At 62.7% G+C, this 25,402-nt stretch carries 20 protein-coding genes and 7 pseudogenes; 12 read left to right on the top strand and 15 right to left on the bottom strand.

Features of this window, described 5'->3' with window-relative positions:
- Positions 1–233: 233 nt before the first annotated feature.
- Positions 234–494, bottom strand: coding sequence for a hypothetical protein (locus tag AADZ78_RS27920; protein ID WP_239657207.1), 261 nt, complete (start codon positions 492–494; stop codon positions 234–236).
- 139 nt (positions 495–633) lie between these two features.
- On the opposite strand from AADZ78_RS27920, the pseudogene AADZ78_RS27915 reads away from it, so the two are divergent.
- Positions 634–795, top strand: a pseudogene (locus AADZ78_RS27915) (ATP-binding protein); the annotation flags it as partial.
- A gap of 53 nt (positions 796–848) precedes the next feature.
- On the opposite strand, the pseudogene AADZ78_RS29360 reads toward AADZ78_RS27915, so the two are convergent.
- The 5 genes and pseudogenes from AADZ78_RS29360 to AADZ78_RS27890 all read right to left on the bottom strand — a co-directional run.
- A pseudogene (locus AADZ78_RS29360) lies at positions 849–1,097 on the bottom strand (IS1634 family transposase); the annotation flags it as partial.
- 148 nt (positions 1,098–1,245) lie between these two features.
- Positions 1,246–1,674, bottom strand: coding sequence for a hypothetical protein (locus AADZ78_RS27905; RefSeq protein ID WP_204805626.1), 429 nt, complete (start codon positions 1,672–1,674; stop codon positions 1,246–1,248).
- Between the two features lie 128 nt (positions 1,675–1,802).
- Positions 1,803–4,151: an arylsulfatase gene (locus AADZ78_RS27900; protein ID WP_239656885.1), complete on the bottom strand. Its 2,349-nt coding sequence runs from the start codon at positions 4,149–4,151 to the stop codon at positions 1,803–1,805.
- A 664-nt stretch (positions 4,152–4,815) separates the two neighbouring features.
- Positions 4,816–5,130 carry a transglycosylase family protein gene (locus tag AADZ78_RS27895; protein WP_275579516.1) on the bottom strand — a complete coding sequence of 105 codons (315 nt, stop codon included), beginning with the start codon at positions 5,128–5,130 and terminating at the stop codon, positions 4,816–4,818.
- A 134-nt stretch (positions 5,131–5,264) separates the two neighbouring features.
- On the bottom strand, positions 5,265–5,675 hold the full coding sequence (locus tag AADZ78_RS27890) for a hypothetical protein (protein ID WP_085251487.1): 411 nt from the start codon (positions 5,673–5,675) through the stop codon (positions 5,265–5,267).
- Between the two features lie 434 nt (positions 5,676–6,109).
- Between AADZ78_RS27890 and AADZ78_RS27885 the strand changes: the two genes are divergently transcribed.
- Together AADZ78_RS27885 and AADZ78_RS29355 are read left to right on the top strand one after the other, a co-directional pair.
- The gene (locus tag AADZ78_RS27885; protein WP_085251486.1) at positions 6,110–6,502 is read left to right on the top strand and encodes a hypothetical protein; all 393 of its coding nucleotides are present in this window, start codon (positions 6,110–6,112) and stop codon (positions 6,500–6,502) included.
- Between the two features lie 120 nt (positions 6,503–6,622).
- Positions 6,623–6,691, top strand: a pseudogene (locus AADZ78_RS29355) (hypothetical protein); the annotation flags it as partial.
- A gap of 15 nt (positions 6,692–6,706) precedes the next feature.
- On the opposite strand, the gene AADZ78_RS27880 reads toward AADZ78_RS29355, so the two are convergent.
- A complete protein-coding gene (locus tag AADZ78_RS27880) occupies positions 6,707–6,865 on the bottom strand; it encodes a hypothetical protein (RefSeq protein WP_239655426.1) in 159 nt (52 codons plus the stop codon).
- A gap of 298 nt (positions 6,866–7,163) precedes the next feature.
- On the opposite strand from AADZ78_RS27880, the gene AADZ78_RS27875 reads away from it, so the two are divergent.
- The gene (locus tag AADZ78_RS27875) at positions 7,164–7,385 is read left to right on the top strand and encodes a hypothetical protein (protein ID WP_085251484.1); all 222 of its coding nucleotides are present in this window, start codon (positions 7,164–7,166) and stop codon (positions 7,383–7,385) included.
- A 376-nt stretch (positions 7,386–7,761) separates the two neighbouring features.
- Here the strand turns inward: AADZ78_RS27875 and AADZ78_RS27870 are convergent, their stop codons facing one another.
- Positions 7,762–9,003 (bottom strand): integrase catalytic domain-containing protein, encoded by a 1,242-nt coding sequence (locus tag AADZ78_RS27870; protein ID WP_085251563.1) that lies wholly within the window; start codon positions 9,001–9,003, stop codon positions 7,762–7,764.
- Between the two features lie 210 nt (positions 9,004–9,213).
- Here AADZ78_RS27870 and AADZ78_RS27865 point away from each other — a divergent pair.
- The 6 genes and pseudogenes from AADZ78_RS27865 to AADZ78_RS27840 all read left to right on the top strand — a co-directional run.
- A pseudogene (locus AADZ78_RS27865) lies at positions 9,214–9,580 on the top strand (WS/DGAT domain-containing protein); the annotation flags it as partial.
- 194 nt (positions 9,581–9,774) lie between these two features.
- The gene (locus tag AADZ78_RS27860) at positions 9,775–11,040 is read left to right on the top strand and encodes an MFS transporter (RefSeq protein WP_085253374.1); all 1,266 of its coding nucleotides are present in this window, start codon (positions 9,775–9,777) and stop codon (positions 11,038–11,040) included.
- A gap of 437 nt (positions 11,041–11,477) precedes the next feature.
- Complete coding sequence (locus AADZ78_RS27855) at positions 11,478–11,843, top strand: hypothetical protein (RefSeq protein ID WP_085253363.1); 366 nt, start codon at positions 11,478–11,480, stop codon at positions 11,841–11,843.
- Positions 11,844–11,956: 113 nt separating this feature from the next.
- Positions 11,957–12,322, top strand: a complete 366-nt coding sequence (locus AADZ78_RS27850; protein ID WP_085253364.1) for a hypothetical protein — start codon at positions 11,957–11,959, stop codon at positions 12,320–12,322.
- Positions 12,323–13,497: 1,175 nt separating this feature from the next.
- The gene (locus AADZ78_RS27845; protein ID WP_085253365.1) at positions 13,498–13,824 is read left to right on the top strand and encodes a hypothetical protein; all 327 of its coding nucleotides are present in this window, start codon (positions 13,498–13,500) and stop codon (positions 13,822–13,824) included.
- Between the two features lie 428 nt (positions 13,825–14,252).
- Positions 14,253–15,401 carry an IS30 family transposase gene (locus AADZ78_RS27840; RefSeq protein ID WP_085253366.1) on the top strand — a complete coding sequence of 383 codons (1,149 nt, stop codon included), beginning with the start codon at positions 14,253–14,255 and terminating at the stop codon, positions 15,399–15,401.
- Between the two features lie 8 nt (positions 15,402–15,409).
- On the opposite strand, the pseudogene AADZ78_RS29350 reads toward AADZ78_RS27840, so the two are convergent.
- The 6 genes and pseudogenes from AADZ78_RS29350 to AADZ78_RS27815 all read right to left on the bottom strand — a co-directional run.
- A pseudogene (locus AADZ78_RS29350) lies at positions 15,410–15,558 on the bottom strand (helix-turn-helix domain-containing protein); the annotation flags it as partial.
- Between the two features lie 179 nt (positions 15,559–15,737).
- A pseudogene (locus AADZ78_RS27835) lies at positions 15,738–16,397 on the bottom strand (IS1634 family transposase); the annotation flags it as partial.
- Between the two features lie 129 nt (positions 16,398–16,526).
- Complete coding sequence (locus AADZ78_RS27830) at positions 16,527–17,789, bottom strand: haloacid dehalogenase-like hydrolase (RefSeq protein WP_085253367.1); 1,263 nt, start codon at positions 17,787–17,789, stop codon at positions 16,527–16,529.
- 256 nt (positions 17,790–18,045) lie between these two features.
- Entirely contained in the window at positions 18,046–18,357 is a 312-nt protein-coding gene (locus AADZ78_RS27825) for a hypothetical protein (RefSeq protein ID WP_085253368.1), read from the bottom strand.
- On the bottom strand, positions 18,347–19,957 hold the full coding sequence (locus AADZ78_RS27820; RefSeq protein ID WP_169726426.1) for a glycosyltransferase: 1,611 nt from the start codon (positions 19,955–19,957) through the stop codon (positions 18,347–18,349). The genes AADZ78_RS27825 and AADZ78_RS27820 overlap by 11 nt, the downstream gene beginning before the upstream one ends.
- Positions 19,958–20,780: 823 nt before the next feature.
- A complete protein-coding gene (locus AADZ78_RS27815) occupies positions 20,781–21,101 on the bottom strand; it encodes a hypothetical protein (protein WP_204806220.1) in 321 nt (106 codons plus the stop codon).
- 569 nt (positions 21,102–21,670) lie between these two features.
- Here AADZ78_RS27815 and AADZ78_RS27810 point away from each other — a divergent pair.
- Positions 21,671–22,444, top strand: coding sequence for an SDR family NAD(P)-dependent oxidoreductase (locus AADZ78_RS27810; RefSeq protein ID WP_085253371.1), 774 nt, complete (start codon positions 21,671–21,673; stop codon positions 22,442–22,444).
- 40 nt (positions 22,445–22,484) lie between these two features.
- Here AADZ78_RS27810 and AADZ78_RS27805 read toward each other — a convergent pair whose 3' ends face one another.
- A complete protein-coding gene (locus AADZ78_RS27805; protein ID WP_085253372.1) occupies positions 22,485–23,807 on the bottom strand; it encodes a WS/DGAT/MGAT family O-acyltransferase in 1,323 nt (440 codons plus the stop codon).
- 202 nt (positions 23,808–24,009) lie between these two features.
- Between AADZ78_RS27805 and AADZ78_RS27800 the strand changes: the two are divergent.
- Positions 24,010–25,402: pseudogene (locus AADZ78_RS27800) on the top strand (ISNCY family transposase).

The raw sequence follows: 25,402 nt of genomic DNA, 5'->3' as shown, positions 1-25,402 counted from the left end.
TACGGCCGGCAGCTAACACCACCCAGTGTCATCCTTCCAGTGCACTGGAATGTCAAGGGTGGGGGCTCACGGATCGGCGTGCCGGATGAAACTCACCAACACCAGCACCGAGATCATCCGCGTCCACGAGGACTCGGGCCTGCTAACGCCGCTTGCACCCAGTGCATCCGGGTATCGTGATTGCGCGCCGATATGTTGGATCGTTTCTTCGATTCCCGACGATCACGGCGCGCTCAAACTACCGAGTCGGATGTCGGTTCGCCCACCACCCGGTCAACATCCTCGGCGGTCACCTCCCACGCCGGCCGACCCAGCGCCGCCAACATCCGCTCCAACACACCGACGTCGTTGGCGATCGTCGATTCGGCGAATCCCCGCGCGGTCCACGACGCCACAAACGCCTCCACGCAGTCGGCCTGAAACCGCTGGGGATCTCGCGTCTCAACGACCGGCGCGACCTCGCCCGTGACTACCCGCAGCCGCCCGTCTCCCACCCGCACACCTTCCTCACACCGGAGGTTTCGAGGCAGTACCTTAACTCGCGGGCTTACGCCTTGAAGATCAGCGACACGCCAATCGGCGGGAAAACCTCAGGCAGCAGCCTGAATCCGCGGAAACGAACCTGTGCTCGTTCCATATGAATGGCTGACCATGACCGCCGACACGCTGCTGGCTCAATCAGCCATCGATCGACTGACCTCCACCGCCCACACCCTCGTCGTCGAAGGACCGTCCTACCGCCAACGCACCCGCGGCCAGCTTGACCCAGACCGCCCCGACGAGCATCCTCAATAACGCGCCAAGGTGGTCCCATCCCCCTGGCAATCAGGTGATCCCATCACCCTGGCAAGCGACACCGAGCGGGTCGCCACGATCTCCAGCGGAGCCCCCGGCGAGCCGGGGCGGTCCAAGCCCAGGTCCAGGCTCCGCTGCCCGGCAGCAAGGCACTGTTCGGTGGCGGCCTTGAGCAGCTCCAAGCGGGCCTCGTCGTGGGCTGAGCCCAGGTGCTCGATCTTGCGCGAACCCCTCCGCGATGACCAAACGATCTGCACCGCCGTGGCACCCGATGCCGTCTTCACGGTGCGCACATACGCCACCACCGCACCCTAAAGCCCACCAATTAGTGCACACGTTCCGGGCCGAAAACGACGAAAACCCGAGGTCAACGACCTGCCAATGCACCGATCACCAAAACCTGGCCCAAGTCAGGCCTACTTGGACGCGCCCAGCCAGGACCAGGAAGCTTCAAAACAAGCAAAAAACAAACGCAGCCGTGGTCTTGACCGGCCCCGCCCCTTCAGGAATGACCTGTGGGGCACCGGTGTGCGAGCTGACCGATATCTTTCGGGATGTGGCGCCGCTGTAAAACGCCCCAGGCTGTGGGCGGCCACGCGACGTTGGACGCAATTCGTCGGCAAGGTCTACCCGATGCGCGAAATTGGTGGTGCCGAGGTGCCACAAAGCAGGTGAAATCTTAGGCCCGGTCAACGTCAATGCCGTATCGCCGGTACCCGCGGCCGAATTCCAGCCATCGGGCACGCTGATCGTGATCCGCGGTGCAGCCGGGTCGGACACGGTGGCCGTGGTTGCGAGGCCATTGCCGATCGGTGACGCGATGCAGGACAGCGCATCGGGCGGAATGTGGTCGGGCAGCGTCGGCGCGATGCCGGGCACCGGCTCCGCCGGGTCGGAATGCGCTGTAGTTTCGGCAGATCCACCGGTGACGCGGCCGCAGCCGGGTGCCGACAGGCAGACCAGGCCCGCCGCCACCAAGGACCGCGCACAGCAGTCTCGCTGGAGCGCTAATCGCGCGAAAAGGCAAGCGCCAGTTCCTTTTCCACATCCGAATACGGTCGACCGGACAGGTCGACGGTAACCTGGGCGATGGTGCCGCCGGTGAACGTGAACGGAGCCTTGTAGCGGCTCGACACCGCCGAACCCCCGTTGCGGCCAACGGTAATGCCGGCACCGGCCAACCCGAACGTTCCGGGATGCGTCGTTACTTCCGACAAGCTGCCGACCTCGTGCTCGTCGAAGAACAGCGTGGCATCACCAAGCGGCGTGTGGCTGTTGGCCACGGTTCCCGTCCGGTTGTAGCAGACGCCGAGCAGGTGCCTGCCCAAGGGAATCGGACCATTGGAGGAGATGAGCTGCTGGCGTTCGCCGAGGAAGTTGTAGACGTAGTGCAGGCGCCCGTCCTGGATGAAGAGCACGTGTCCGCCATGAGCGCCGCCTTGCTTGAACAGCACACCCTCGGCGCCGGTGGTATCCACGGTTACCTCGGCCACCACGGCGAACGAGCGGCCACGAATCTCGGCGGTCGCACCGATGCCGACGTCGGAGCAATTCGGATAGTAGACGTAGCTGGATCGCTCGCTGACCAAATACGGCCGCGACCGCATCATTGCTTGCGCGAAGTTCAAATCCGACAGCGGCAGCCCGTTGTACTTGGCGGCCTCGGAGAACCACAGCGCCTTGAGTTCCTCGAGCTTGTCGGGATGCTCGGCGGCCAGGTCGTGACATTGGCTGCGGTCTTTTTCGATGCGGAACAATTCCCAACGATCTGCATCGAAGTGTGACCAGCCCGCCGGTGTGGCGGCGTGGACGGTGTTGGCGAACCAACCCCGGTGCCAGATCCCGCGGGTCCCGAGCATGGTGTAAAACTGGGTGGTCTTTCCGGTATCGGCGGCCGGATCATCAAGAGCCGCTTTGAAACTCACACCGTCCAACGGCTTCTGCGGGATGCCCTTGACGGTCTCCGGCGGGGTCATGCCTAACAGGTCGTACACCGTCGGAGTGATGTCGCAGACATTGACGTAGTTGTCGCGGACCTCGCCGTGCGCGGCAATACCGTTGGGCCAGGAGATGATTGCCGAGTCGGCGATGCCGCCCTCATGCGAGGCGTAGCGCTTGAACAGCTTGTAGGGCGTGTTGAACGCCATCGCCCAGCCGATCGGGTAGTGGTTGTAGGTCTGCGGCCCACCAAGGTGGTCGAAGAGCTTCATGCTTTCTTCGACGGTGTCGATGTAGCCGTTGAAGAACTTGCCCTCGTTCACCGACCCGTTGGGTCCGCCTTCACCGCTGGCACCGTTGTCGGAGATCGCCACGATGATGGTGTTGTCCAGCTGCCCGGATTCCTCGAGATAGTCCAGGATCCGGCCGATCTGGGCGTCGGTGTAGCTCAGGAAGCCGGCGAATACCTCGGCCATCCGGTTGAACAGCTTTTTCTCTTCGTCGTTGAGCGAGTCCCACGGCCGCACCGTGTCCTGCAGCGGCCACGGCTCCCCGTTGGGTCCCTTCACGTCGAGATAGGGATTGATGGGCGACAGTTCGGTGTCCGGCGGCACGATGCCCATCGACTTCTGCTTTTCCAGCGCGATTTCGCGGTACTTCTCGTAGCCCATGTCGAATCGGCCGGCATACTTATCGGCCCATTCCTTGAAAACGTGATGCGGGGCGTGCCCTGCACCCGGGCACACGTAGCTGAACCACGGCTTGTCGGGCGCAATCACCTTCGCATCGCGTATGAACTCGATCGTCTTGTCGGCGAGGTCCTTCGACAGATGGTAGCCGTCCTCGGGTGTGCCGGGCGGGTTGACCGGGTGGTTGTCGTACACCAGGTCCGGATACCACTGATCGGTCTCACCGCCCATGAACCCGTAGAACCGCTCGAAACCCCGCGAGGTCGGCCAGTGCCGCTTGGTCGACGCCATACTGGATTCCTCGAGGGGCGTCAGATGCCACTTGCCCACGCAGTAGGTGTTATAGCCCCGTTCGGCGAGCACTTCGGATAGCAGCGCGGTGTCGGCCGGGATGCGACCGTTGCAGTTGGGGAAACCATCGGTCAATTCTTCGACGGTGGCCATCCCAACGGTCGTCGCGTTGCGCCCGGTCAACAGCGACGCCCTCGTCGGTGAGCACAGCGCGGTGGTGTGGAACTGCGACAGCCGCACGCCACGCTCGGCGATGCGCGACATGGCCGGCATTTCAACCAGGCCGCCGAAGCAGTCCCACGTCGCGATGCCGGTGTCGTCCCAGACCACGTACAGGATGTTCGGTGCGTTCTCCGGCGCCGTCGGCGCAGCATAGGGACCCCAATCCGGTTCCGAATCACGAATGTCCAGCTCGATCTTGCCGTTAAACTCAGTCACCTTCGCAGGACTCCCTCCCATAGTGGACTTACTTGCCGAACGTTGCGCAGATTACACCTGCCGACGGTCTCGCCAGCCCAACTCAGAAACACCTGAGACCTCTGACGTGAGCGCGCTTACCGCAGCTCCACGACCAGGTGCCGCCGCGCGTTACGGCACTACGACTTTGCGCCTGCCAGCGGCGGGTCGGTGTTTGGGCTCAATAGATCTTTGACGGGTCTGTTCTCAAGAGACGCTTGATGTTTCGGCCTAGGTCATGATCTTGTTTCGTCCGACTTTGTCGGTGTCGGAATGGACGGGTTGTGGATCAAGAAGCGTTGGCGGAGTACCTGTATCGGGCGGCGTGCGAGGTGCTGGGCGGCTCACCGATCGGTGAGGTGGGGGTGAACGCCTTTCTAGTAGGGTTTTGATATTTCGTTCGGTCATCGGCGGTCAGTTGCCGGGACACGCTGTTGCAGCGGGCTTTTGGGAATCTGGTTGCGTAAGATGCCAGGATGTTGTTCCGGATCACTGACAACCCAGCCGTCCACGAAGTACGCTTCAACTGCGGAGCGTCTACCAGACAATAGAACTTGAACCGCAGCAGGTCCAAGAATGCCTTAATGGACAAGCGCTTCCGTGTATCCACACATGGCGACACCCCCTTACCGGTGAACGATCCGGGTTAGCCAGTCTTGCAACTGCTCTTTCCATTGATCACCCCCACGATATTGGTCAATGAGCCTGTGGGAGCTGCCTCATGACTGCAGGACGAGCACTTCCCCCATGCGCTGATTCCTTGCTTGGCAGCAATCCTATTCGCCACATCGATCTGATCCTGACGGCTGGCAGTCGCCGGTGACGGCCCGACACCACCATAGGATCGCCAATCGTCCAGGCTCATCTGCAAGCCTCCGTATCGACCGTTACCAGTGTCGGCGGCCCAATTGTCGTTGGATTCGCACTGCGCGATCGCGTCCCAGTTGATGGAATCCGCCATTGACGTACCAGTAGACAACGCCGTTGCCGTAGCAACACTTGCTCCCACAACAGTGGCTCCAACGAATAATCTACACGCCGTCATCGGTAGCCATTCGCGCCGACCTCGAGTCGTTATCGGCTGCCTCGAAAGCGTCATAGTAGCCGTACCTTACTGGCCAACCAGCGGCCGTCCACCTTATCCATGACCATGACGACGCGTCCGCGATCAAGCTTCGGGGTCGGGTTGTCGGCATCGGTCAGCACCTGATCGACAAACATCACAACCACAACCTCGCTCGTGGCGGCGGACTGTACTGCCCCTGCAATGACGGTCCCGTGTGCCGAAGCCTGATGGCTTATCAGACCCTCACGCAACTGCGAACGGGTTTTGCTGAATGCCTCCCTGAACTCCCCTGTCGAGCCCTCGAGGACAAGGCCGAACCACTTGTTGTCAAGCATTTCGGGCTCGATGTTGACCAGAACAGTCATATATGTTTGCGCCGCTACGAGAGCCTGCTGAGTGGCGACGTCTTTTTGGTGTTGCTGAAAGAGCAACCAACCCATGAAACCTGACCCTGCCAGTAGCGCAGCGACCGCAACTGCAGCGGTCCACCGAAGAGCTGCTCTAGCCCGGAGTGAATGCGCGGGTTGGGCGGCAGCGTCGTGGACGGTTTCCGGTGGGGCCTGGACCGCGACCTCAGCACCGAACGAGTTTTGGTCGACGGGTTCGTGGGCACCGATTAATGGGCGATCTCCTGGAGATTCCATTTCACTCACCTACTTACTGATTGCATGTCGCGCTTCCTTGGCGGACGGATTGTGACTCATCCTCCCCTGCCATAGCCCCGGCCGCAGGGAACGACACGACCCGGTTTTCGGGGACGCTCTGCGGAACAACATCGATATTGCGCGCGGCTGGCCTGGCGGTTTGGCGCAGCGTCACGTGACCGATTTTGTGTCGCGTGTCCAGGTAGGACCGCGCCAGGTTCGCCCGGCTGGTGTCGCGGGTGTGCATTGGCGAGGTCGCGGCGATCTTCGGGCTGGAGATCTCGCGGCTGACCCTCTCCAAGGCCGAGGTGCTGACAGCGATCTCCGACCTGTTCGCGGTGTTTGCCACATGCGAGTCGGCCTACCGTGTGGTCGCCGCGTTCGCCGGGCGGCGGTTCCCGCTGGCGCCTATGGCGGGGTGTGGGCCGGGCAGCTGCGCTGGGGTCGGCTGTCGCACGCCGGGTGCTCGGCGTGCTCAAGAATCCCTATTGTGCCGGGGCCTACGTGCACGGCCGCTACACCTCGGCGCGGCGGGTCCACCCGGACGGCACCGCGCACGCCAGGATCATCGAACGCCCCCGCCGGTGCTCATCGGCGACCACCACGAGGGCTACAAAGGCTGAAGCGACTACCCGGTCAACGATGTCGAACTGGACGGCAACCGCACCAACACCTGCGCCCGCCCATCGAGGGAATCGCGTTGTGCCAGGGGCATCATCGCCTGCGGGTCGTGCGGAAAGCCGGTGCGCACGAACTGCCACAGCGATCAACGCCCGGCCTACGACTGCTCGGGCCGCGCCGATCGGGCCACCACCCGGACCTGCCGCTCAGTCGCCGTGGCCACCGTCGATGACGCGGTCGCCGGCAGGCTGCTCGCCGCGCTGAACCCAGACGAGGTCGCACTGGCCCTCGCTGCCGCCGATGAGGTCGCCGACCGGCACCACCGGCTCGGTCGCGCCGCCGAGCTCGCTGTGGAACGCGCCCACCTCGAAGGCCCGACCGCTCCCAGCGAGCCTTCCGCACCGTTGAACCCGAAAATCGTTTGGTCGCACGGACGTTGGAGGTTCGTAGGGAAACCAAACTCGCCGCCGTCGCCGAGGCCAAACAAGCACTGGCAACCGCACGCGAGCGCTGCCGCCGTTGCCGGACCGCCGAACTCGAACGGCTCACCGGCGACATGCCCATGCTGTGGCAGGCGCCGACCACCAGCAACAAAGATCGAAAGCGGTTGCTGCGCACCCTGAGCGAAGGCATCACCTTGCTTTCCGAGACCATCGGGACAAAGTGCGAACGGGGATCCGCTGGCACACCGGCGCCATTGACGAGATCGCCGTCGCCCGCGCTGCCCATCTCGGCACCGCCAAACGCAGCTCCTCGCCCGGCGGTCGCGATGGTGACCCACCTCGGCCCCACTACCCCACCGCCGAACTCGCCGAACTTCTCAACACCGCCGGGCTGACCATCGGCACCAGAGCCCCATTCGACGACGCGAGGTGCCTCACGTAATAGTGAGGCACGTCGAAGGCCGTGCAATGGACGGGTTCAGTGTTATCCTGGGCGCTGGGCCGTCACGGGCATCTAGGGGCCTCCCCCCTGCGCCCCTATCCCCTATCCCCTATCCCCTATCCCCACCCGGGGCACTGCCCGTGACGCCCAACCATCGATCTACGGGTCTGCGGTCATAAGCTCATCCCCGGATCAAGTGGCCGTGTTCTGCGGATGAACCGATACAATCCGCATTGATTGCCCACACCGCACAAAGAAGCGGTCTCAATCCCTTCCACCACACGGGTTTCGAGGCCAGCATCGATGGTTGGCCCCATCCGATCGCAGCGGCGCACCGACTTTCTCGGCATAAAATTCGGTAGCCTGTTGCCTCATTTCAAGATGCGCGCGAAGTTTGATTCGTTGACTCATCTACGGATGCGCGCGTGGGAGCGGGCTCGACTGGGGCCTTGGTCTTCGGTGCGGCCTTGCTGGTGGTGATCGCGAGTAGCTCGGAGGTGAGGGCCTGGATCTGACGTTGCACGGCGGCGGGGTTGATGCGGATGTAGGTGTCGGCCAGGATCGCCTTGTCCTCGGTGCTGATGGTCTCATGGGCCTCGGCACGGCGGTACGGCGTGGCCGCTTGGTCGTATTTCTTGGAGACCTTTGCACCAACCCGGACTTTCGACACCAGCTTTTGTTGCGGGTAGAAGTAGTTGGTCAGCTTCGACTGCAGGATCCAGATCTTGTTGAGCAGCAACAGTTCTGCTTGCGTGTCGTAGCGGTGGTAGCCCACCACGATGCGCACGATCGCCCAGTTCTTCTGCTCGACATGGCAGCCGTCGTTTTTGTTGCCCGGCCGCGAGCGGGTGAAGGTGATCCGGCGTTTCTCACACCACGCCAGCAGATGGCTATTGATGAACTCCCCGCCATTGTCGCTGTCCACGCCGAGGATCGGAAACGGCATGCTCTTGGCGATGTCATCGAGTGCGGCCAGCACCCATTTGCGGGCCTTGTTGGGCACGCTGCGGTTCTCGGTCCAGCCGGTAGCGATGTCGGTGACGGTCAAGGTCCAGGCGTGCTCACCAGCGGCATTACCGCCGTCGTGGGACACCAGGTCGATCTCGACAAACCCCGGTCGCGCGTCGTCCCAGTCCGCCCAGGTGCGTACCGGGATCTGAGACTTCAACAACGTCCCGGGCTTGGTGGTGCTGCGGCCCTTAAGCTGGTAGCGGCGCCGCTCGGGTGCCAGGCGGCGGTCGATGGTGGCCGCGGACATGCCCACCAGCAGCGCGGCGGTGTCGTCATCGATGACCAGCTCACCAAACTGCCGCAAAATCGCCACCAGCTCGCCCAGCACCGGCGCCAGCCGCTTACCCGCAGGCATGCCCAGAACTGCCCAGCAGAAGACCAGCGCTGCAACGACTTTCGGTCCATACTTCGGTGCACGCGGTGACCGGGGCTTGACCAGCTTTGGCCGCAACGCCGCCTTAAGTGCCTTGCGGGCATGATTGCGATGCCATCCCGTGGTGGCGCACAACTCGTCGAGAATCCGGCCCTTGCCAGCCTTGTCCGCCCGCGCGTAACGGCTCGCGATCGCCTTCGTCACGGCCTTGCGTTGACTCATCGTCAGTCCCATCGTCCGGGCCTAACCAGCGATGCGTCAGCAGCCAGGTAGGCGCGCCCTACGCGCGCACTCTCAGATGAGGCAACGATGAGAACTACGCGCGCATTATTGGTGAGTCAACGCGGGTAGTTGCATCTGGTAGATGAAACGTTAAGCTCATGGGATGAAGCGACTTTCGAGCGTTGATGCCGTGCATGCTCTGGTGTCCGGTGTGGTCCGCGCCACATGAGCACCCAAAGCGAAGGCATGGCCAAGGCGTCTTCAGCGCATCAAATCATGGGGCTCACCGACACCGCCCCACCCGGGCTGCTCGAGCTGGCTGCGCGCGGATACACCATGAGCGGGCTATCCCAGAACCTGCTCCCAATCAGCCTCGTCCTATCCCAATGTCCCGATCCCCTGTCCCGCTTTACATGACAGGCGCCGAATTGGAATCACTGGTGCCCTACGCTCGCCGGTCATGGACGTGGCCCTCAATATCAGGTGCTTCTCCTGCCGGGAGTACCTGGACTTAGGCTTGGTGACCACACCCGAAGTGGCGAACGACATCGACGAGATGGCCGACGCCATCGAGCCGGCACTCTCCTAACCCGAGCAGGTCGCTGGCTTGCGCAAGGCGCTGCGTTCTCGGAAGCCGACTCCGGCAGAAGGTAATAGGGTAGCGCCGTTTACCTTGATCCGTGCAACGGTGGTGCATATGAGCACATGTACACCCTACGTTCAGATGTCGCCGCGGGAATCGGTGGATTCCCAACGGCTTTGGCGCGAATGTTCCGGATCGCCATGAGCAACTGTAACCGCGTTCCGGCGTCTCTGATTATGTTCGCGACGTTAACGACCGCGATGGGTGTCGGGATCTCAATGCTTGTCTTGCCCTGGCTGGTGTTACAGCGCCACCATAGCGCCGGTGATGCATCGATCGTGGCCAGTGCCGCGATGGTGCCGCTGGTGTTCTCCACGCTGATCGCCGGCAATGCGATCGATTACTTCGGGCGTCGCCGGGTGTCGCTCTTCTGCGATTTTTTTACCGGTGTATCGGTGGCCGCTGTCCCGCTGATCGCGTCGGTGTTCGGCGCCAACGCACTCAACGTCGGCGTGTTGGCCCTAGTGGCCGCCTTCACGGCCACCTTCGACTCGGCGGGAATGACGGCTCGCGCGTCAATGCTGCCCGAGGCCGCGAGCCGAGCGGGCTGGTCGTTGGACCGCATGAACAGTAGTTGTCAAGGGGTCCGCAACGTGTCCTTGATCGTGGGTCCGGGCATCGGCGGTTTGATGATCGCCGCCATCGGCGGCATTAACACGATGTGGATCGTCACGGGGGCATCGGGGTTGTCCATCATGGCAATTGCTGCGCTGCGGCTCGAGGGCACTGGCAAGCCGCGCCATGAGAACCGTCCTGAAGGTCTGCTGTCCGGGATCGCGGAGGGATTGCGATTCGTGTGGGGCCTACGCGTGCTGCGCACGCTGGCCCTGATCGAATTGGCCGTAGCCGCATTGTATCTGCCAATGGAAAGTGTGCTGTTTCCGAAATACTTCGTCGACCGCCACCAACCGGCGGAGCTGGGTTGGGTGCTGGCGGCGATGGCTGTCGGGAGCCTGGCCGGAGCGCTCGGGTACGCTGCATTGTCGAAACGCATACGCCGGCGCACGACCGTACTCGTTAGGATACTCACCCTCGCTGCAGCGACCGTCGGCTTTGCGTTGCTGCCGCCGTTGCCGATTATCTTGGTGCTCAGCGTATTCGTCGGTCTCGTCTACGGGCCGATCCGCCCGATCTACCTCTACCTGATGCACACCCGGGCACCCCATCATCTGCGTGGCCGCGCGGTCGGGGCGATGACCTCGCTAACTTGCGCAGCGGCCCCGCTTGGCTTGGTGCTGGCCGGTCCGCTATCTGACGCCGTTGGGCTGCGCGCGACGTTTTCGGTGATGGCCGTCCCGATCACCGTGATCGGTCTTGTTGCCATGCTGCTTCCCTCGTTGCACGAGATGGACCGAACGTCCGAGCAAGACCGGAGTGAGCGTTCGCTGTGGCAACTTGCCTCTTGACGTTCTCCCTGCATCTGGAAGTTTGGAGATTCCCCGTGCCAGTCGGCCGTCTCGGTAGTTGATTTATGCGGCTATCGCAGTCGACCGATTGGTGGTGGAAGTCCGCGTCTCGTGACCGTGTCGCTTCGCGGCCCTGCCTCCATCGACTTCAATTTGGAGCCAGCTGCACTCATGGGGGCGCTGCCGCAGCGATCAGCTGTCCCGTACCGCGGCCGGAATATACTCTGGCGGTAATCATCTCAGGTGGTTGCGCGCCGAAACCCACTGCTACGCTCCTTATTGCTCGCGGTGATTGCGCTGACGGGTCCTTGCAGCCAGGGTGCACTCGCGGTTGCCAACACAATGGCTGCTACGCCACTTCCGGGACTTGGCCCGGAAGTGGTGGTCCTTCGGGCAGTTGGACCTCGCGCAAGCGGGTGGGTTCGTAGGTTGAGTGGGTGTCTGGTGACGAGTTCAGCCTGTGGTATTCGGATTCGGTGACGGGCAGTTATGACTGTGTGGACCGGATTGTGTTCAATGCTTTCTTCTCCCTCGGGCACAACCTGGGCGGGTTTCGTACCTGGTGGCGGTGGCTGCATGGCGGCAGCGACGAGGGGCTGGATAACACCCATCTGATGCGGGTGGTGGGCCGGTTCGAGCGCCGGGTCAAGGTGTGGGGCGCGGCCAAGTCGGTGGCCTGTGATCTTTTTGCAAGGCCGGCGAGCGCGAGCACTGTATTGCCGAGGAGCGTCTGGCCGGCTGGCCGGCATGCTCGAGCGGTTTGCCACCGCCTCGGACTGTGTGGACACCGGATTCCTCGATGACGGCATCCTCGGGGAGCTGCCTACCGGCACTAGCCTGGGCGCCACCCGAGTCGGCGGTGTTGACCTCAACAAACCCCCATCCATGACGCGCTGCGGGCCGCCCTGGCGCTGGCGTGGGCCCGCACTGGGTTCACGGTCGCGCCGAGCTGGTGGCCAAAGTGCACGGCCTCACCGGGCGCTGTGACTACACCGTCTGTCAGGCGGCCTACGACCTACGCAAACTGCGCGGCAAACAGCTGGTCGTCTTGCCCGGCCGATCACGCCGCTACCTCGTGCCGCCGCTGGCTGCACGAACCGTCGCCGTCCTACTCGCTCTGCGAGACCAGGTCATCGCTTCGATCCTGGCCGGGATCCGCAGCCCAAGGATGGGCCGCAAGCTCGTGCACTGGACCCGCGTTGACCGTGACTACGAAAAGATGCGTATCGACATGCAAACGTTGTTCACCGAGCTCGCCATCGAAACACCGTTAGCCGTTTGATGATTCACCGCAATCCAGTCATTCGACATCGACAACAAATTGTCGAAGGTCGATCCTCAAGAGGCTAAAGATGGAGCAAAAGAGGACATGAAACTTTTGACTCGCCTTGTTTGATAGGCGTTTCACGCTCGTCGGCCAACGAGCTTGTCGTGACGGGCGGTTGGGGCATAGGTGCCCCTTGGCTCTCTGTCACGAGATTCTCAATAGTGCGGTCGCATTCGTACTGCCAAATCGAATTGTACGCATTGAACTTGAAGGGACGATACGGATCCGGCGTTCGCCGATATGAGCCCTGTCAATGTTGCTGACGACAGCGTTTACCCTTATTCGTTGTGGCGGGTTCCGTCAGGTGGAGGGGTCGTTGATATGGATCGGTTCTGGTCGACAAACTTTGCGAAAACTAACGTGTTGCGAAGCGAAAACTGGCAGCTGCAGCGAGCCCGCCGGGTTACCGTGACTGGATGATGAGTTCCTATCTGCTAACAACGGGCACATCTGGACGGGCGAGCCGGCCCAGCTATGTGCGCATCTGCGACGTCGCCGACGACTTCATCGCGGCCGGCACCGAGCTGATCGACATGCAGGGCCCGAATGTGTCTGCCCGGCTTCATCGATGCCCACAATCACCCGACCGCGGGGGGGTTGACCAAGCCCTCGGTACTCGAGGGTCTTGTTACCCCGGACCCGGCATGGCAGCCGTACTTGACCTGCTCGGTGGAGTACAACCGCATTACGGTGAGTCGAGAAGATGGGTGGTCCGTGACTGGCCTTTGGGAACATAGCCGGGTTGGCTCAACGTGCTTGTCCACGTACTCAACGATCACCAAAGATCCTTCCGGGGAGGGTATTCCGCTAGGGTTGTCCACCCCACTGACCGCGCATAATTCATTCGCCGGCCCGGCACCGGTATGCCAAGTTGCGAATTGGCGTCACCATACTGACTATCGAATTCGATCCGGTGACCATGGTCGATATGTATGGGCGTCCGTGAGGCAACTCCGGCTGACGATCGAATCAGGGCACGCGCCGCCGACGAACATTTTCGATTTGCCGCCGGCGACATCCCGGCCCAATGGGCTTGCCCAGCTCAGCAGATCCGGCAGCGACCTGACGTGGTTGCCGCCAGTTCGGCCTCTCGCCAACACATTTCGTCATCTGGCCGAGGAGCACGGCGCATGAGTGGTGTACCCGGTAACGAGATCCCGAATACACTCACTGCCCTCGACTGGAACGAAATCACCTGCCAATTCGGAGCTGGATGCACCAATCGGGCTACGCACACCGTGCATTTGCATGTCGTGGACGCATGCAACAATCCCGGACTCGACCCGTTCGGCAATTCCGTCGGCATACTGTGCGTCGCCTGCCTGCGGAGCATTGAGGCCCGAGTCATGCGGCAGTTGAAGCGACTCATGCGCTACGGGGTGGTAATGCACTGCTTGACGTGCGGGGCACCGGTATGCGGGCTGACCGACATATTTCGCGATGTGGCGGCGCTGTAAACGCCGCAGAGGTAGACGGCCGCGCACGCTTGACGCGGTCTGTCAGGTCCGCCCGAGGTGCGAAATCGGCGGTGGGGCTATGAGTAATGTCAGTGCCTCGATCTCGGCGTCGAGCTTGGTCGGGCTGGTGTGCGATCGGCGAGGCCGGCCATGCCTCAGACTCAAGTGGTCGCTGTAACACCTGACGAGTTCGGAGGTGTTGTTCGATGGGGTTTCGGGTGCGGGGTTCGCGTGCGGTGCCAGCTTCGGTGCGGGAGCGGTTCTGGGAGGCGCTGAATTCGGGGCTGTCGCCAACAGCGGCGGCGACGGTGGCCGGGGTGCACGGCGGTACGGGTCGGGCCTGGGCTAGGGCTGCGGGTTATCAAACCAATCCCAAGCATTACGGCCTCCGGTATTCGCAGGCCACACGGGAGAGGTTTTGGGAGGCGATGTATTCGGGGGCCACGGTGACCGAGGCCGCGGTGATCGCCGGCGTGTCGGAGCACACCGGTAAGCGGTGGGTCCAACAGGCTGGATTCGTGCCACGAACGCCTGTGCCTGTTGATGCCCAGTCCGACCCGTCACCGCCGAGGGGGCCGATGTCATTTGTCGAGCGCTGCCGGTTGGAGCAGCTGCTGGAGACGGGGTACACCCGGGCGCAGGCCGCCAAGGTGTTGGAGCGCCACGAGGACACAATTCGCCGCGAGATGGACCGTGGACAGACCGTTTCGGGATACCGTGCCCGTGTCGGGCAGGACGTGGCCGAGGCCAATCGCAAGCGCCCTAAATCGCGCCACCTCGAGGACAGGCCTGCGCTGTTGGCTGAGGTGGTGGCACGCTTGGAGCAGCGGCACAGTCCCGAGCAGATCGCGGGGCGGCTGCGGGAGGATTTTCCCGACGATCCGGAGATGTGGGTGTCACACGAGACGATCTATCAAGCCCTCTACGTCCAGCCGCGCGGGGAGTTGGCCCGGCTGGTCAAAGACGCGCTGCGTACCGGCCGTACTCAGCGAAAACCACAGGGCCGCAAGCCGACTGGGGTCGGCAAGCTCAAGGGCATGATCAACATCAGCCAACGTCCCGCCGAGGCCGATGATCGTGCGATTCCTGGCCATTGGGAGGGGGATTTGATCCTGGGTAGTACCGCCTCGGGCTCAGCGATCGGCACCCTGGTCGAGCGCACCACCGGATTCGTGGTGCTGCTGCACCTGCCCGGCGACCGCACCGCGGCCACCCTGGCCGAAGCGATGTCGGCCAAGGTCCCCGAGATACCGGAAATCCTGCGCCGCTCGCTGACCTGGGACCAAGGCAGCGAGATGGCCCTGCACACCCAGATCACCGAGGCCACCGGCCTGCCGATCTACTTCTGCGATCCGCATAGCCCCTGGCAGCGCGGCACCAACGAAAACACCAACGGACTGTTGCGCCAGTACTTCCCCAAAGGCACCGACCTGTCGTTCTACGGCCCCGGCTGGCTCGACCAGGTCGCCGCCGAACTCAACGCCCGACCAAGAAAACGCCACGGCTGGCGCACCCCCGCCGAAGAACTCCACCGACTACTCTCGGACCCGTCCACATTCGTTGCAGCCACCGCTTGAATCCAAGTGCCCTCCTGCTTGAAGCGCGTACGCCAGGAGTCCAGCGACTGCCGCGTCGTGCCGTAGCGCGTTGCTACCTCACCGATCGGTGAGCCGCCCAGTCCCTTGCTACCGCGCGATACCGGTGCTCCGCCAACAAGGCCCCACCGGAGCACACAGGAAAAGCTGGGCATACCAGCAGATACCTACGAGGAATTGTCAAAAGCTGTGGATTGGTGGGGTTTCAGGCGACTTCCGATCCCGCGGTCTCGTCGTCGGGCGGTATCGGGTCCGGCGTGATGTCAGTGGGTCGTTCGAGCAGTTTGCCTTTGTGAAACCTGACTTAGGACATTTGGCTTAGTAAGCGATTTGGATTCCGAGGCGGGCGATGATGTCGCGTTGAGCTGCGGGGATCTCGGGCGGGAAGCCCTGGGTGGTGCCGTTGATGGTGATGGTGGAGGTGCGCAGGGGTCGGAGTTGTTTGATGACGTTGGCGATGGCCAGGCCGGACTGGTTTTGAATGCGGCGGGCCACGGCCAGGGCGGCGAAGACGATGGTCAGGTGCGCTTCGATCGAGTCACGGGTGTGATGGAAGATCGGTCGAGCCGCGAGGTCGTGTTTGGACATGCGGAATGACTGCTCGACGTGCCAGAGGTCGTGGTACTTGGCGATGACCTCGGCCGCCGGCATCGTCGCGACGTCGATGTTGGTGACGTAGCCCTTGAGGCCAATGAGCTTGCGGGCGCGGGCCAGGCTGGCCTCGTCAAGGAGGCGCTCGTCGCCTTTGGCGGTGACGAATCTGGTCTGTTTGGCGGGTTTGGTTCCGTCGATGATGGCGCGGGCTTCCTGGGCATTGAGGGTCGCGGCGTCGCGGCGGGCCCGTTTGGTCGAGTACTGCCAGACCGCCCGCCACGCTTTGGGATGCTCGGCCGGGACCCAGACCGGTTCGGCTCGGAGTTTGATGTTGTTGACCCGGCTGCGGGAATGTTTCGGCGTGACGGTGTCGATGATCTGTCCGGCGCATGGCGGAGACAGCGCATTTGCACGGACTTCACATGAAGTTGTGCGGTATGTCGATAATGCTTGCAGCGCAACGGTTTTAGTGCGTCAGCGACATGTTTTGTCAACTTGTCCGTTGCATGTACGTCATGCTCGGTACACCCGGTCCGGCTGGTCGGGCATGACATGTCCATCGGGTTGGCGCAGTGGTGCTTGCCCGCCGTCGGGCTCGTCGAAACCCTGGCTAGCGCACGGATAGGGCGGGCTCATCGGCAGCGGATTGATGAACGTCGGATTGACCAGCCACCGGCCGTCGGAGTCGGCATAAGCCCGGCACATCAGCTCGATCTGGTTCCGATTGAGCACCAGCCGCAGCGCGGTGGCGTCGGTGACAAAGGACACATCGCCATCGGAGTCGCCCGCGCCGAACACCTGGCGGCGCTGCGGCGCCAACTGCTGGAACGCCGCCGCGCCCTGCACGCCGAACACCTGCTCGTTGACCCGGCACCGTTTGCCTTCGTTGAAGGGCATCGATGGTTCATCCCCGCAGAGGGCGATGCGGGGAGTCAACACGTCGCCGTCGTGGTCGGTGCGTACGCCCATCACGCGATCTGCACTGACACCCAGGTCGGCGGCCCAGACCCGAACCACCGCCTCCGGGGAAGCGGAGATAATCCGCACGTCGAATCCGTTGGCCTGCAGAGTCCCAACGAGGTCTCGCATCTGCGAGTAGTAACGCACCCACCCCGTTTGGCGGGTACTCCCCACGGTCTGCACGGCGCCCTGTGCGGCGTCCAGATTCTCCCGCCGTGCTGCGGTGGCGAATCCGGTGACATCGGCGTCGGTCCAGCCGGCGAGCAATTGCAGCAACCAGGCATCGACCGGTTTGAACCTTCGGTGGTTGTACCCGGCGAATGCCGTTGCACCCGAACGAGTCTGGCCGTCGTTGTAGATTGACACCAGCTCGTCGGCGCATCCGGGGTCGGTTCCGGTTGGCAGCGGCTGGCCGGCAGCCGCAAGCGGGCCACACGCGGCGGCCAGGGCAGCGGCGGCCGGCGGGGTGAGGAATTGGCTGGTGGTGGTCCAGTCCCCGGCAGGGGGTTGGCGGATCTTGGAGTTGCGGACGATCCAGAAGAAGGTCGCGTGGCCGATGTCGTTTCGCACCACGGTGTTGTCCCAGTCGAACAATGCCAAGGGGGCTCCGTCGGTCACCGTACCGGTTTTTCCGCAGCTGCCCAGCTGCTTGATCATCCCGTTGATCCGGTCGCGGTTATCGCCGTACCATCCGGGATCGGCAGCCAGGGTCCGGCAGCCCGCGCTGGGCGCGCCCGGATGTCCGCCGGTGCAGCCGGTGAGCGCCAGTAGGACCGCACACGCCGCTGCGAGCGTCCGCGAAGGTGACAGTGTCATTGTTTTCCCTCGGGTTGGCTAGGCGTAGGATTTCAGCCGCGCGTTTTGACAGCGGTGTGCGGTGTGTGCCGTCATAGGCGGTCCATCTCGCGAGATATCCGCGCCGCCTCGAAATAGGCTGCTGAACGTCGCGGATAGCACGGTTGTGGCTCCGGTAGCGTGAGAAGGCGGCCGATTGCGACAATCATCCCCGCGCCCAGTCGGCGGCAGGTCGTTGCGGGTCCTGGCCCAGATTCTTCGCCTTGGCGTGACACGGTTAGTGTAGGCCCGCGACGCGAATACGAGCGCGTATCCGGGCCAGGCTGAGTAGGCGGTATGGGCTATTATCGACCACGGTGGCCCACCGTTCCCACCCATCGATCGCTTCGTCGATCTCTCTTTTCGACACGTCGTGCCTGCTCAGGGCGATTTCGTTAAGCCGGTTGTTGTCTTGGATCGCGATGAGTTGGCCGATTTCGCCAAAGGCGCACAAGTCGGACCACGGTGCGGAGCTGCACCGGAAGCGTAGTTTAAATCGTCGGCCGTCGTCATCGACGAAGTCCCAGCCGTATGCGTAGTCAATTTCCATGTCCACAGATCCCTGTCAGTCTTGAGGTTGATTCGCAGTGGCCGGGAGAGGCCGTAACGGTCGCTGATTCCGTGGCTCCGTTGGCATGATGTGCGGTCTTTTCCCAGACGAATGGCGCGGTAACCAGCTGATAGAGTGCGCGCCACGCGGCGAACCAGTGCGCCAGCCAATACACTGGCAGGGCGGCAACGACGAGCAGATGAATCCGGCGTGGTTTGACGCAAGCTAGATACGCGGCAATTAGCCAGATCAGCAAGGTCGCGAATTGGATCGCCGATATCACGTTGGTGTCTGCATAGACCGCGTGAATTAAACCCCGGAATCCGAGCGAGCCACTGATCCCGAGAGCGGATATTACGGGTTGCACAAGGAACTGCAGCGGTGTGCCCAGCACGACGGTCATGAGCCCTACTAGCCCTCGGACACCGAATCGCTGGACTGTGTCTAGTGGTGCTCGTGTGTGGATCAACGCGGTCAGCAGATAGCCCTTATGCCACCGCGTCCGCTGCCAGATCCAGTCCCGCAGCCGGTCTGTCGCGTCGGTGAAGGTGACGGAGTCGACCGTTGTCATCCGATAGCCCAGTGCGTGCAGGCGCATCCCCAGGTCCGCGTCCTCAGAAACGTTCCAGGCGTCCCATCCGCCCACATCCCGCACCACCTGAGTCCGGAAGTGATTGCTGGTGCCACAGGGGGGAAAGGGCACGCCGAGCGCGACCAGTCCCGGCAATATCAATCGCGAACGCAGTGCGTACTCCACACCGAAGCAATGCGTGAGCAGGTTCGTGCGTTCGTTGCCGGTGCGCAATTCCGCCTGTACGCACGCCAGGTCAGTAGAATTGGCGGCGAACACCGCGGCGGCGCGCCTGAGCTGATCGGGTTCCGGCCGGTCCTCTGCGTCGAAGATCGTTAGCAACTCGCCATTGGCGACTAGCAATCCGGCGTTGCAGGATCGCGGCTTGGTCCGCGGCGGGCCCGATGGCACCTGCAGGACCCGCATGTACGCCGGTGGACCCGCTGCCGCGATCGCGCGCTGCGTGCCGATGTCGCCGCGTTCAACAAGCAGCAGCACTTCAAGACGCTGCGGCGGATAGTCCAGCTTAGCCAGGCACTTCACCATGGCACCGATGACCTCCTCCTCCCGGTAGGCCGGGACCAGCACGGTATAGGTGGGTAGCTGCTCGTCGGCCAACTCCGGCACCAACTGCCGCCGAGCGCTGCCGGCTCTGGAACGCAGCAGACCCGCGACCGACAGGATGAACGTGATCAACACAATGCCGGACGTGATCCCCAGTAAGGCCAGTAGCAGCACCGACGGCGCCAGTAGCGCAGCGATGACACCAAACGCCGCCGAACTCAATCCGGCGAGCTTCTGCCACCCCCGTATGCCGTAGCGGGCAGCCATTTCTGGGTTGTTGTCCGCGAGGTCATGGACGATGGCGTGCGCCACTTCGGCTTCCGAGTCGGCAAAGACCTGGTTCTGTTGCCAGACCGGAAGCGAATGCAAGCCGGCCAAATCGACCGTCCCGGTTGTGGCCAGCCGCGGCGACGCCGACAATGCCGCGTTTCGAGAGTCACTGGCGGACGCGCTCGCTGTCGCCACGGAGAGCTCCTCACTGGGCAGCGTCATAGCGCTCCTGTCTCGGGGTTACCACTGCGCAGGCGGCAATCGCCCCGGCTACGCGCAATGCGCTTGAGGGTGCTTCCGGCGGCAGCGCAGCATAAATAGCTGTGATTCATATAACGGATCCTAATCTACCGTATAGCGGAGCGTCAACCGCTATCATCGCAGTTACATATCCTGTTCGCCAGGACAGCACTGCTGTTATTTGGTAGACTACATATTTGCTCGTGCGAATCCCTGTCGCGTAGGCGCGGGGAACAGGCGATAGCTGACGACGTCAGCTATCGCCTGTTCGAGCAGATCAACGGCTACCGCTACCAGGTCATCGCGACCTCCACCCGCGGCGGGCAGGCCCCAGCGGTTGGAGGCGCGGCTTCGGGTGTACGCCCTACGGCGACGGGTTCATCCGCTGCGGCAAGGACCGCTGGGTGGCCGTCGCACTGGTTCACGCGATCGATACCACCGGGTTATCGCCGCCGCCATCGCGTTTCGACCTTGCTGTGCTGGAGGATTCGGCGTCTGCTGTTGGATGGTCCGGTGGCCAAGGCCGAAACGGAGACTCTGCGCTGCCCGGCTGCTGCACGCGCTACCCACCCCATGCGCCATTCCCGCTACGTTATGCTTCACGTCTCGAAACCTTCCGCTGAGCACAGAATTTCGCCGACGCAGCGAACCGTGTTGGGGAGATCCCCCGACCCACAGGCCTCGCGTCCGATCGACCCCGGGATAGGCGCAGCCACCCACCAAGGACCATGGAACCCGGCGTCACTCCGCGGCATCTGGCGGCAACGCCTACCACGACTCAGCGAATCACGACGAACTCGTCAGCCCAACGACCCCTCACGAACGAACTCGGGCCACTGTGAAATGTAAAGGTCACCCAGATATGGGTGTTGCGTGGCACTGAACTGACGACGATGCCGTCACTTGTGGTAAAGACGTAGATGGTGGGGTTGGTCGTCGCACTGTACTGACGGCTGCTCGACGGAGTGACGGCATTGTGGGCGGCGTGACGGTTGGTGTTCGACGTGGTGAGCCGCCACGCCGACGCCGCGAGGTTGCCTTGGGTGCCTGCTTTTCGGCCGGTGTGAGGCGGAGCGAGGAGCCGGCCGAAGGTGTACATACCGTTCAGCGTCCGCATCGGGTCGTAGAACCCGTGGCGTCGGTGATCCCAGTAGGCGGCACCAGTGAGCACTGGTAAGCGAGTCTCGCAGCTGGTTGCCGGCGTCGGCGAGTAGGGGCCTCGGCGTCGTCGGGTCGGCGGATGACGATCATTCCCGGACAGGGCGTTCACGGTGTATCGGTGTCGCATACCACACCCCGGGGCTGGGGAAGGGGTCAGTTCGTATTGGGCGCAACATGTTTCGGGTCGCCGCCGTCACCCACTATGGGTGACAACGGCTCCGTTGGCTGCGCGATCTCGGTCACCGGCAGCGCCACTGGACGTTGTCACGTTGGTGATGCCGATATAAGCCGCGGTACGAAATCTCATCGGCATCGGCATCGGGAACGAGAAACAGACCGTTGGCGGTCGTCATGCGGAGAGACGGCCACCAAAGGGTGATAACGCCAACGGGCGAGAATCGCTGAATTGTGGCTCCGGCATCTCGATTTCGAGAAATCCGCATTGGGGGAGCCGATCCGCATGCTTGCTGGAGTTTGATGTACTTGGTGTCTGGTTATACTGGCACGATGCCTCGCCCCGTCGCTCTAATCACAGGCCCCACCTCCGGAATCGGCGCTGGTTTTGCTCAACATTATGCAGACCTCGGCTACGACTTGGTGTTAGTGGCCCGAGGCGTGGACCGATTAGAACAAATTGCCAGCGAGCTACGTCACGCTGGCCGTACCGTCGAGGTGTTACCAGCCGATTTGTCTGATCCTGCCGACCGTCGCAAAGTGGCCGACCGGCTGGCGGCCGGCGTCCGGGTGTTAGTGAACAACGCAGGTGCCATGCCCGGCAAGTTTTGGACCACGGATCCCGCCCAGCTCCAAGCTCAGTTGGACCTCAACGTGACCGCGGTAATGCAGTTGACCAGGGCGGCATTACCGGCGATGCTCGCTTCCGGTACTGGCACGGTCATCAACGTTGCCAGTGTGGCCGGCCTCCTGCCAGGACCAGTGTTTGGGTCTATGTACTCGGCATCCAAGGCGTGGGTGGTCGCGTTCACAGAGGTTTTGGCCCGGGAGTTGAAGGACACCGGTGTCGGTGTCCACGCGGTGTGTCCAGGAATTACGGCCACCGAATTCTTTCGAAAGGCTGGCACCGCTGAGCCCCAGGTACCGTCGTTTATGTGGCTGGAGGTCGACGACGTGGTATCCAGGGGTGTCGCCGATGTCGCCCGCGGCAAGGTGATCAGCATCCCGGGGATGCAGTACAAAGCGCTTGTCAGTGTGGGGCGGATACTCCCACCACGTCTGATGCGCGCCTTCACCGATCGGGTCGGCACCCCCCGTCGCGCTTGAGCCCCGACGGATAATGCAGCCGCATGGAGGTTAAGTATCTCTAGACTCCGATGGCGCGTTCCAGATCACTGAGCGACGTTTCCAAATGCGCAAGCAGCCGCTGCAGGTGCGGCACACTGCGCCGGCACGCCACCAGACCGAAATCCAGATTACCCGCGTTGTTCGTCAGAATGACGCTTAGCGCTTCACCGTTCATAACGTTGGCTAACGGATAAATGCTGTCGAGCCGGGCTCCCCCCCAATACATCGGTTCAGCCGGTCCAGGAACATTCGATATGAGAACATTGGCCGAAGGAAAAGCCAGCGGCAGTAACATAGTGAGCATTGACAATGCCAGCACATGCAACTGATCCAATTCGGAGAACACCTTCTTGCTTCGGCGCATTGACACGCTGATCGTCTCCAGCCTTGTCGCGGGATCATCGATGTTGGTAGCAAGATTGCACAGAACCGTGCCGATCTTGTTACCGCCTACTTCGGATACCGAGCGCAGACTAATCGGCACCGATGCGACCAGCGGCGTGTTCGGCAATGCGTGTTGTTCGACCAGGTAGTAGCGCAACGCGCCAGAACACATAGCTAGCACAACATCGTTAACAGTCACCCCGGCGGCCTCCTTGACGGCCATAACGCGCTCCAACGACCAAGACTGCACTGCGCATCGCCGTGCCTCCCCGATCTTGACGTTGAACATGGTGCGTGGTGCCAGAAAAGGCAAGGTCAGTTGCTGCTCCCATAGCGCGGCACGGGCCAGTTTCAGTGTCGAATGGGCCAGCGCTGCAAAAGATTTCGCCCGGTTCCTGACGGCACAGGAAGACATCGATCCCCCCGATCCCTCCGGTCGACGATGGGAACTCCACCATGCTCGCAGCTCCGTGTCAGCTGGATCTGCCGACAGCATGTTCTGCTGTATGACCCGTACCGCCGAGACTCCGTCCATCAGCGCATGATGCAACTTGACGTACAGCCCAAACCGCCCGTCGTTGAGCCCTTCCACCATGCACGCTTCCCACAGCGGGCGCCGGCGGTCAAGCATGCCGCTATGCAACCGGGAAGTCAGCTCCAACAGCTCGCTGACACCTCCCGGCCGCGGCAGCTCCGAGCGGCGCACGTGGTAGCCGACATCGAGCTCGCGATCATACGACCATGCCAGGTTGGGAACTCTACCCAGCAACGTCGCGGGACGCTTACGGAACGTGGGCTGGACATCCTCGTTCGCGAGCAGTGCCTCATAGAGCTCCCCGATGTAATCTCGGCCTGCGCCTTCTGGCGGCTCGAATAGCAGTAAGCCGCCTACATGGGTGGGACGCTCACGAGATTCGGCAAGCAGAAACAATGCGTCGGTGAGCCTCATGAGATCCATCCAGTCATTTAAGCAAGTGCAGCCCTGTTGATCCCCGGGGTTTTATGCACGCCTTCCTTTGGGGAAGGGAGGGCCCGACGGACACGACGAGAACGTCTAGCACTAAGACCTGAAAAAAGTCGGCGCGTTGATCCGTCGTGTGGTGTGGCTTAGCAGGTAAGGATGACCTCGAACCCTTGGGCAAGAAGGGATCGAGGCCATCGTGTTCAGAGGTGTAAATGATCAGCCGACGTTGTGGGATGCGATCTTGCCGTCGGAGTTGCTGGTGTTGCCCGCGGAGTTGGCTCGAGTGGATGCGCTGCTGGATGATCCGGCGTTCTTCGCGCCGTTTGTGCCGTTTTTCGATCCGCGACTGGGGCGCCCATCGACACCGATGGAGACCTATCTGCGGCTGATGTTCTTGAAGTTCCGCGACCGGCTGGGCTACGAATCGCTGTGTCGCGAGGTCGCCGATTCGATCTCCTGGCGCCGGTTTTGCCGGATACCGCTGGACGGGCTGGTGCCGCATCCGACCACGGTAATGAAGCTGACGACGCGCTGTGGTGCGGCAGCCGTCGGGGGGCTCAACGAGGCGCTACTGACCAAGGCGATCGAGTCGAAATTGGTGCGCACCAATAAGGTTCGTGCCGACACCACCGTGGTAGAGGCCGATGTTGGGTATCCGACCTATTCGGAGCCTTTTGGCCAAGGGGATCGCGACGATGGCGCGCAGTGTGGAGGCGATCAAAGCCGCCGGCGGGGCGGTGCGTACTTGCGCCCGCGACCGTCGCCGCTCGGCGGGTCGACGTGCCCGCTCGATCGCCTCCAAACTGCGGTTGCGTGGTTAGCAGCAACAGGATCAGGCCCAGGCGACGGTGCGGCGTATCACCGGGGAGTTGGCTGGGATCGCCGAACAGGCCATCGGTGAGGCCGCCACGGTGATCCGCAACGCCAAACGCGCGGTTGGGGGTGCAAGCGGGCGGCGTAGGGCCCGGTTGCGGCAGGCGATCAACCACTTGGCCACGGTCGTGGCGCGCACCCAGTGTGTGGTGGTACAGACCCGTAGCCGGTTGGCCGGGGTGATGCCGGACTCCAGCCGCCGCCTGGTCAGCTTGCATGATCCCGATGCGCGCCCAATCCGCAAAGGGCGCCTGGGCAAGCCGGTCGAGTTCGGCTACAAAGCTCAAATCGTCGACAACGCCGACGGTGTCATCCTCGACCACAGTGTCGGGCTCGGAAACCCGTCCGACGCAGCACAATTAGCCCCTGCGATCGAACGGATCATCCGCCGCACCCGACGTCCACCACGAGCAGTGACAGCCGATCGCGGCTACGGAGACGCTTCGGTCGAGAACGATCTACGCCAGCTCGGTGTGTCGAGCGTGGCCATCCCACGCAGGAGCAAACCTGGTGCTGCGCGCCGCGAGTTCGAACACCGACGGGCCTTCCGCGACAAGATCAAATGGCGAACCGGATCCGAAGGCCGAATCAACCACCTCAAACGCAGCTATGGCTGGAACCGCGCCGAACTCACCGGCATCGACGGCGCCCGAATCTGGTGCGGACATCGAGTCTTCGCGCACAACCTCGTCAAGATCAGCACCCTGGCAGGCTGA

Origin of the sequence: Mycobacterium riyadhense, from assembly GCF_963853645.1 — a bacterium.
Classification (GTDB): Bacteria; Actinomycetota; Actinomycetes; order Mycobacteriales; family Mycobacteriaceae; genus Mycobacterium; species Mycobacterium riyadhense.
This window is presented reverse-complemented; position numbering and strand designations above follow the sequence as displayed.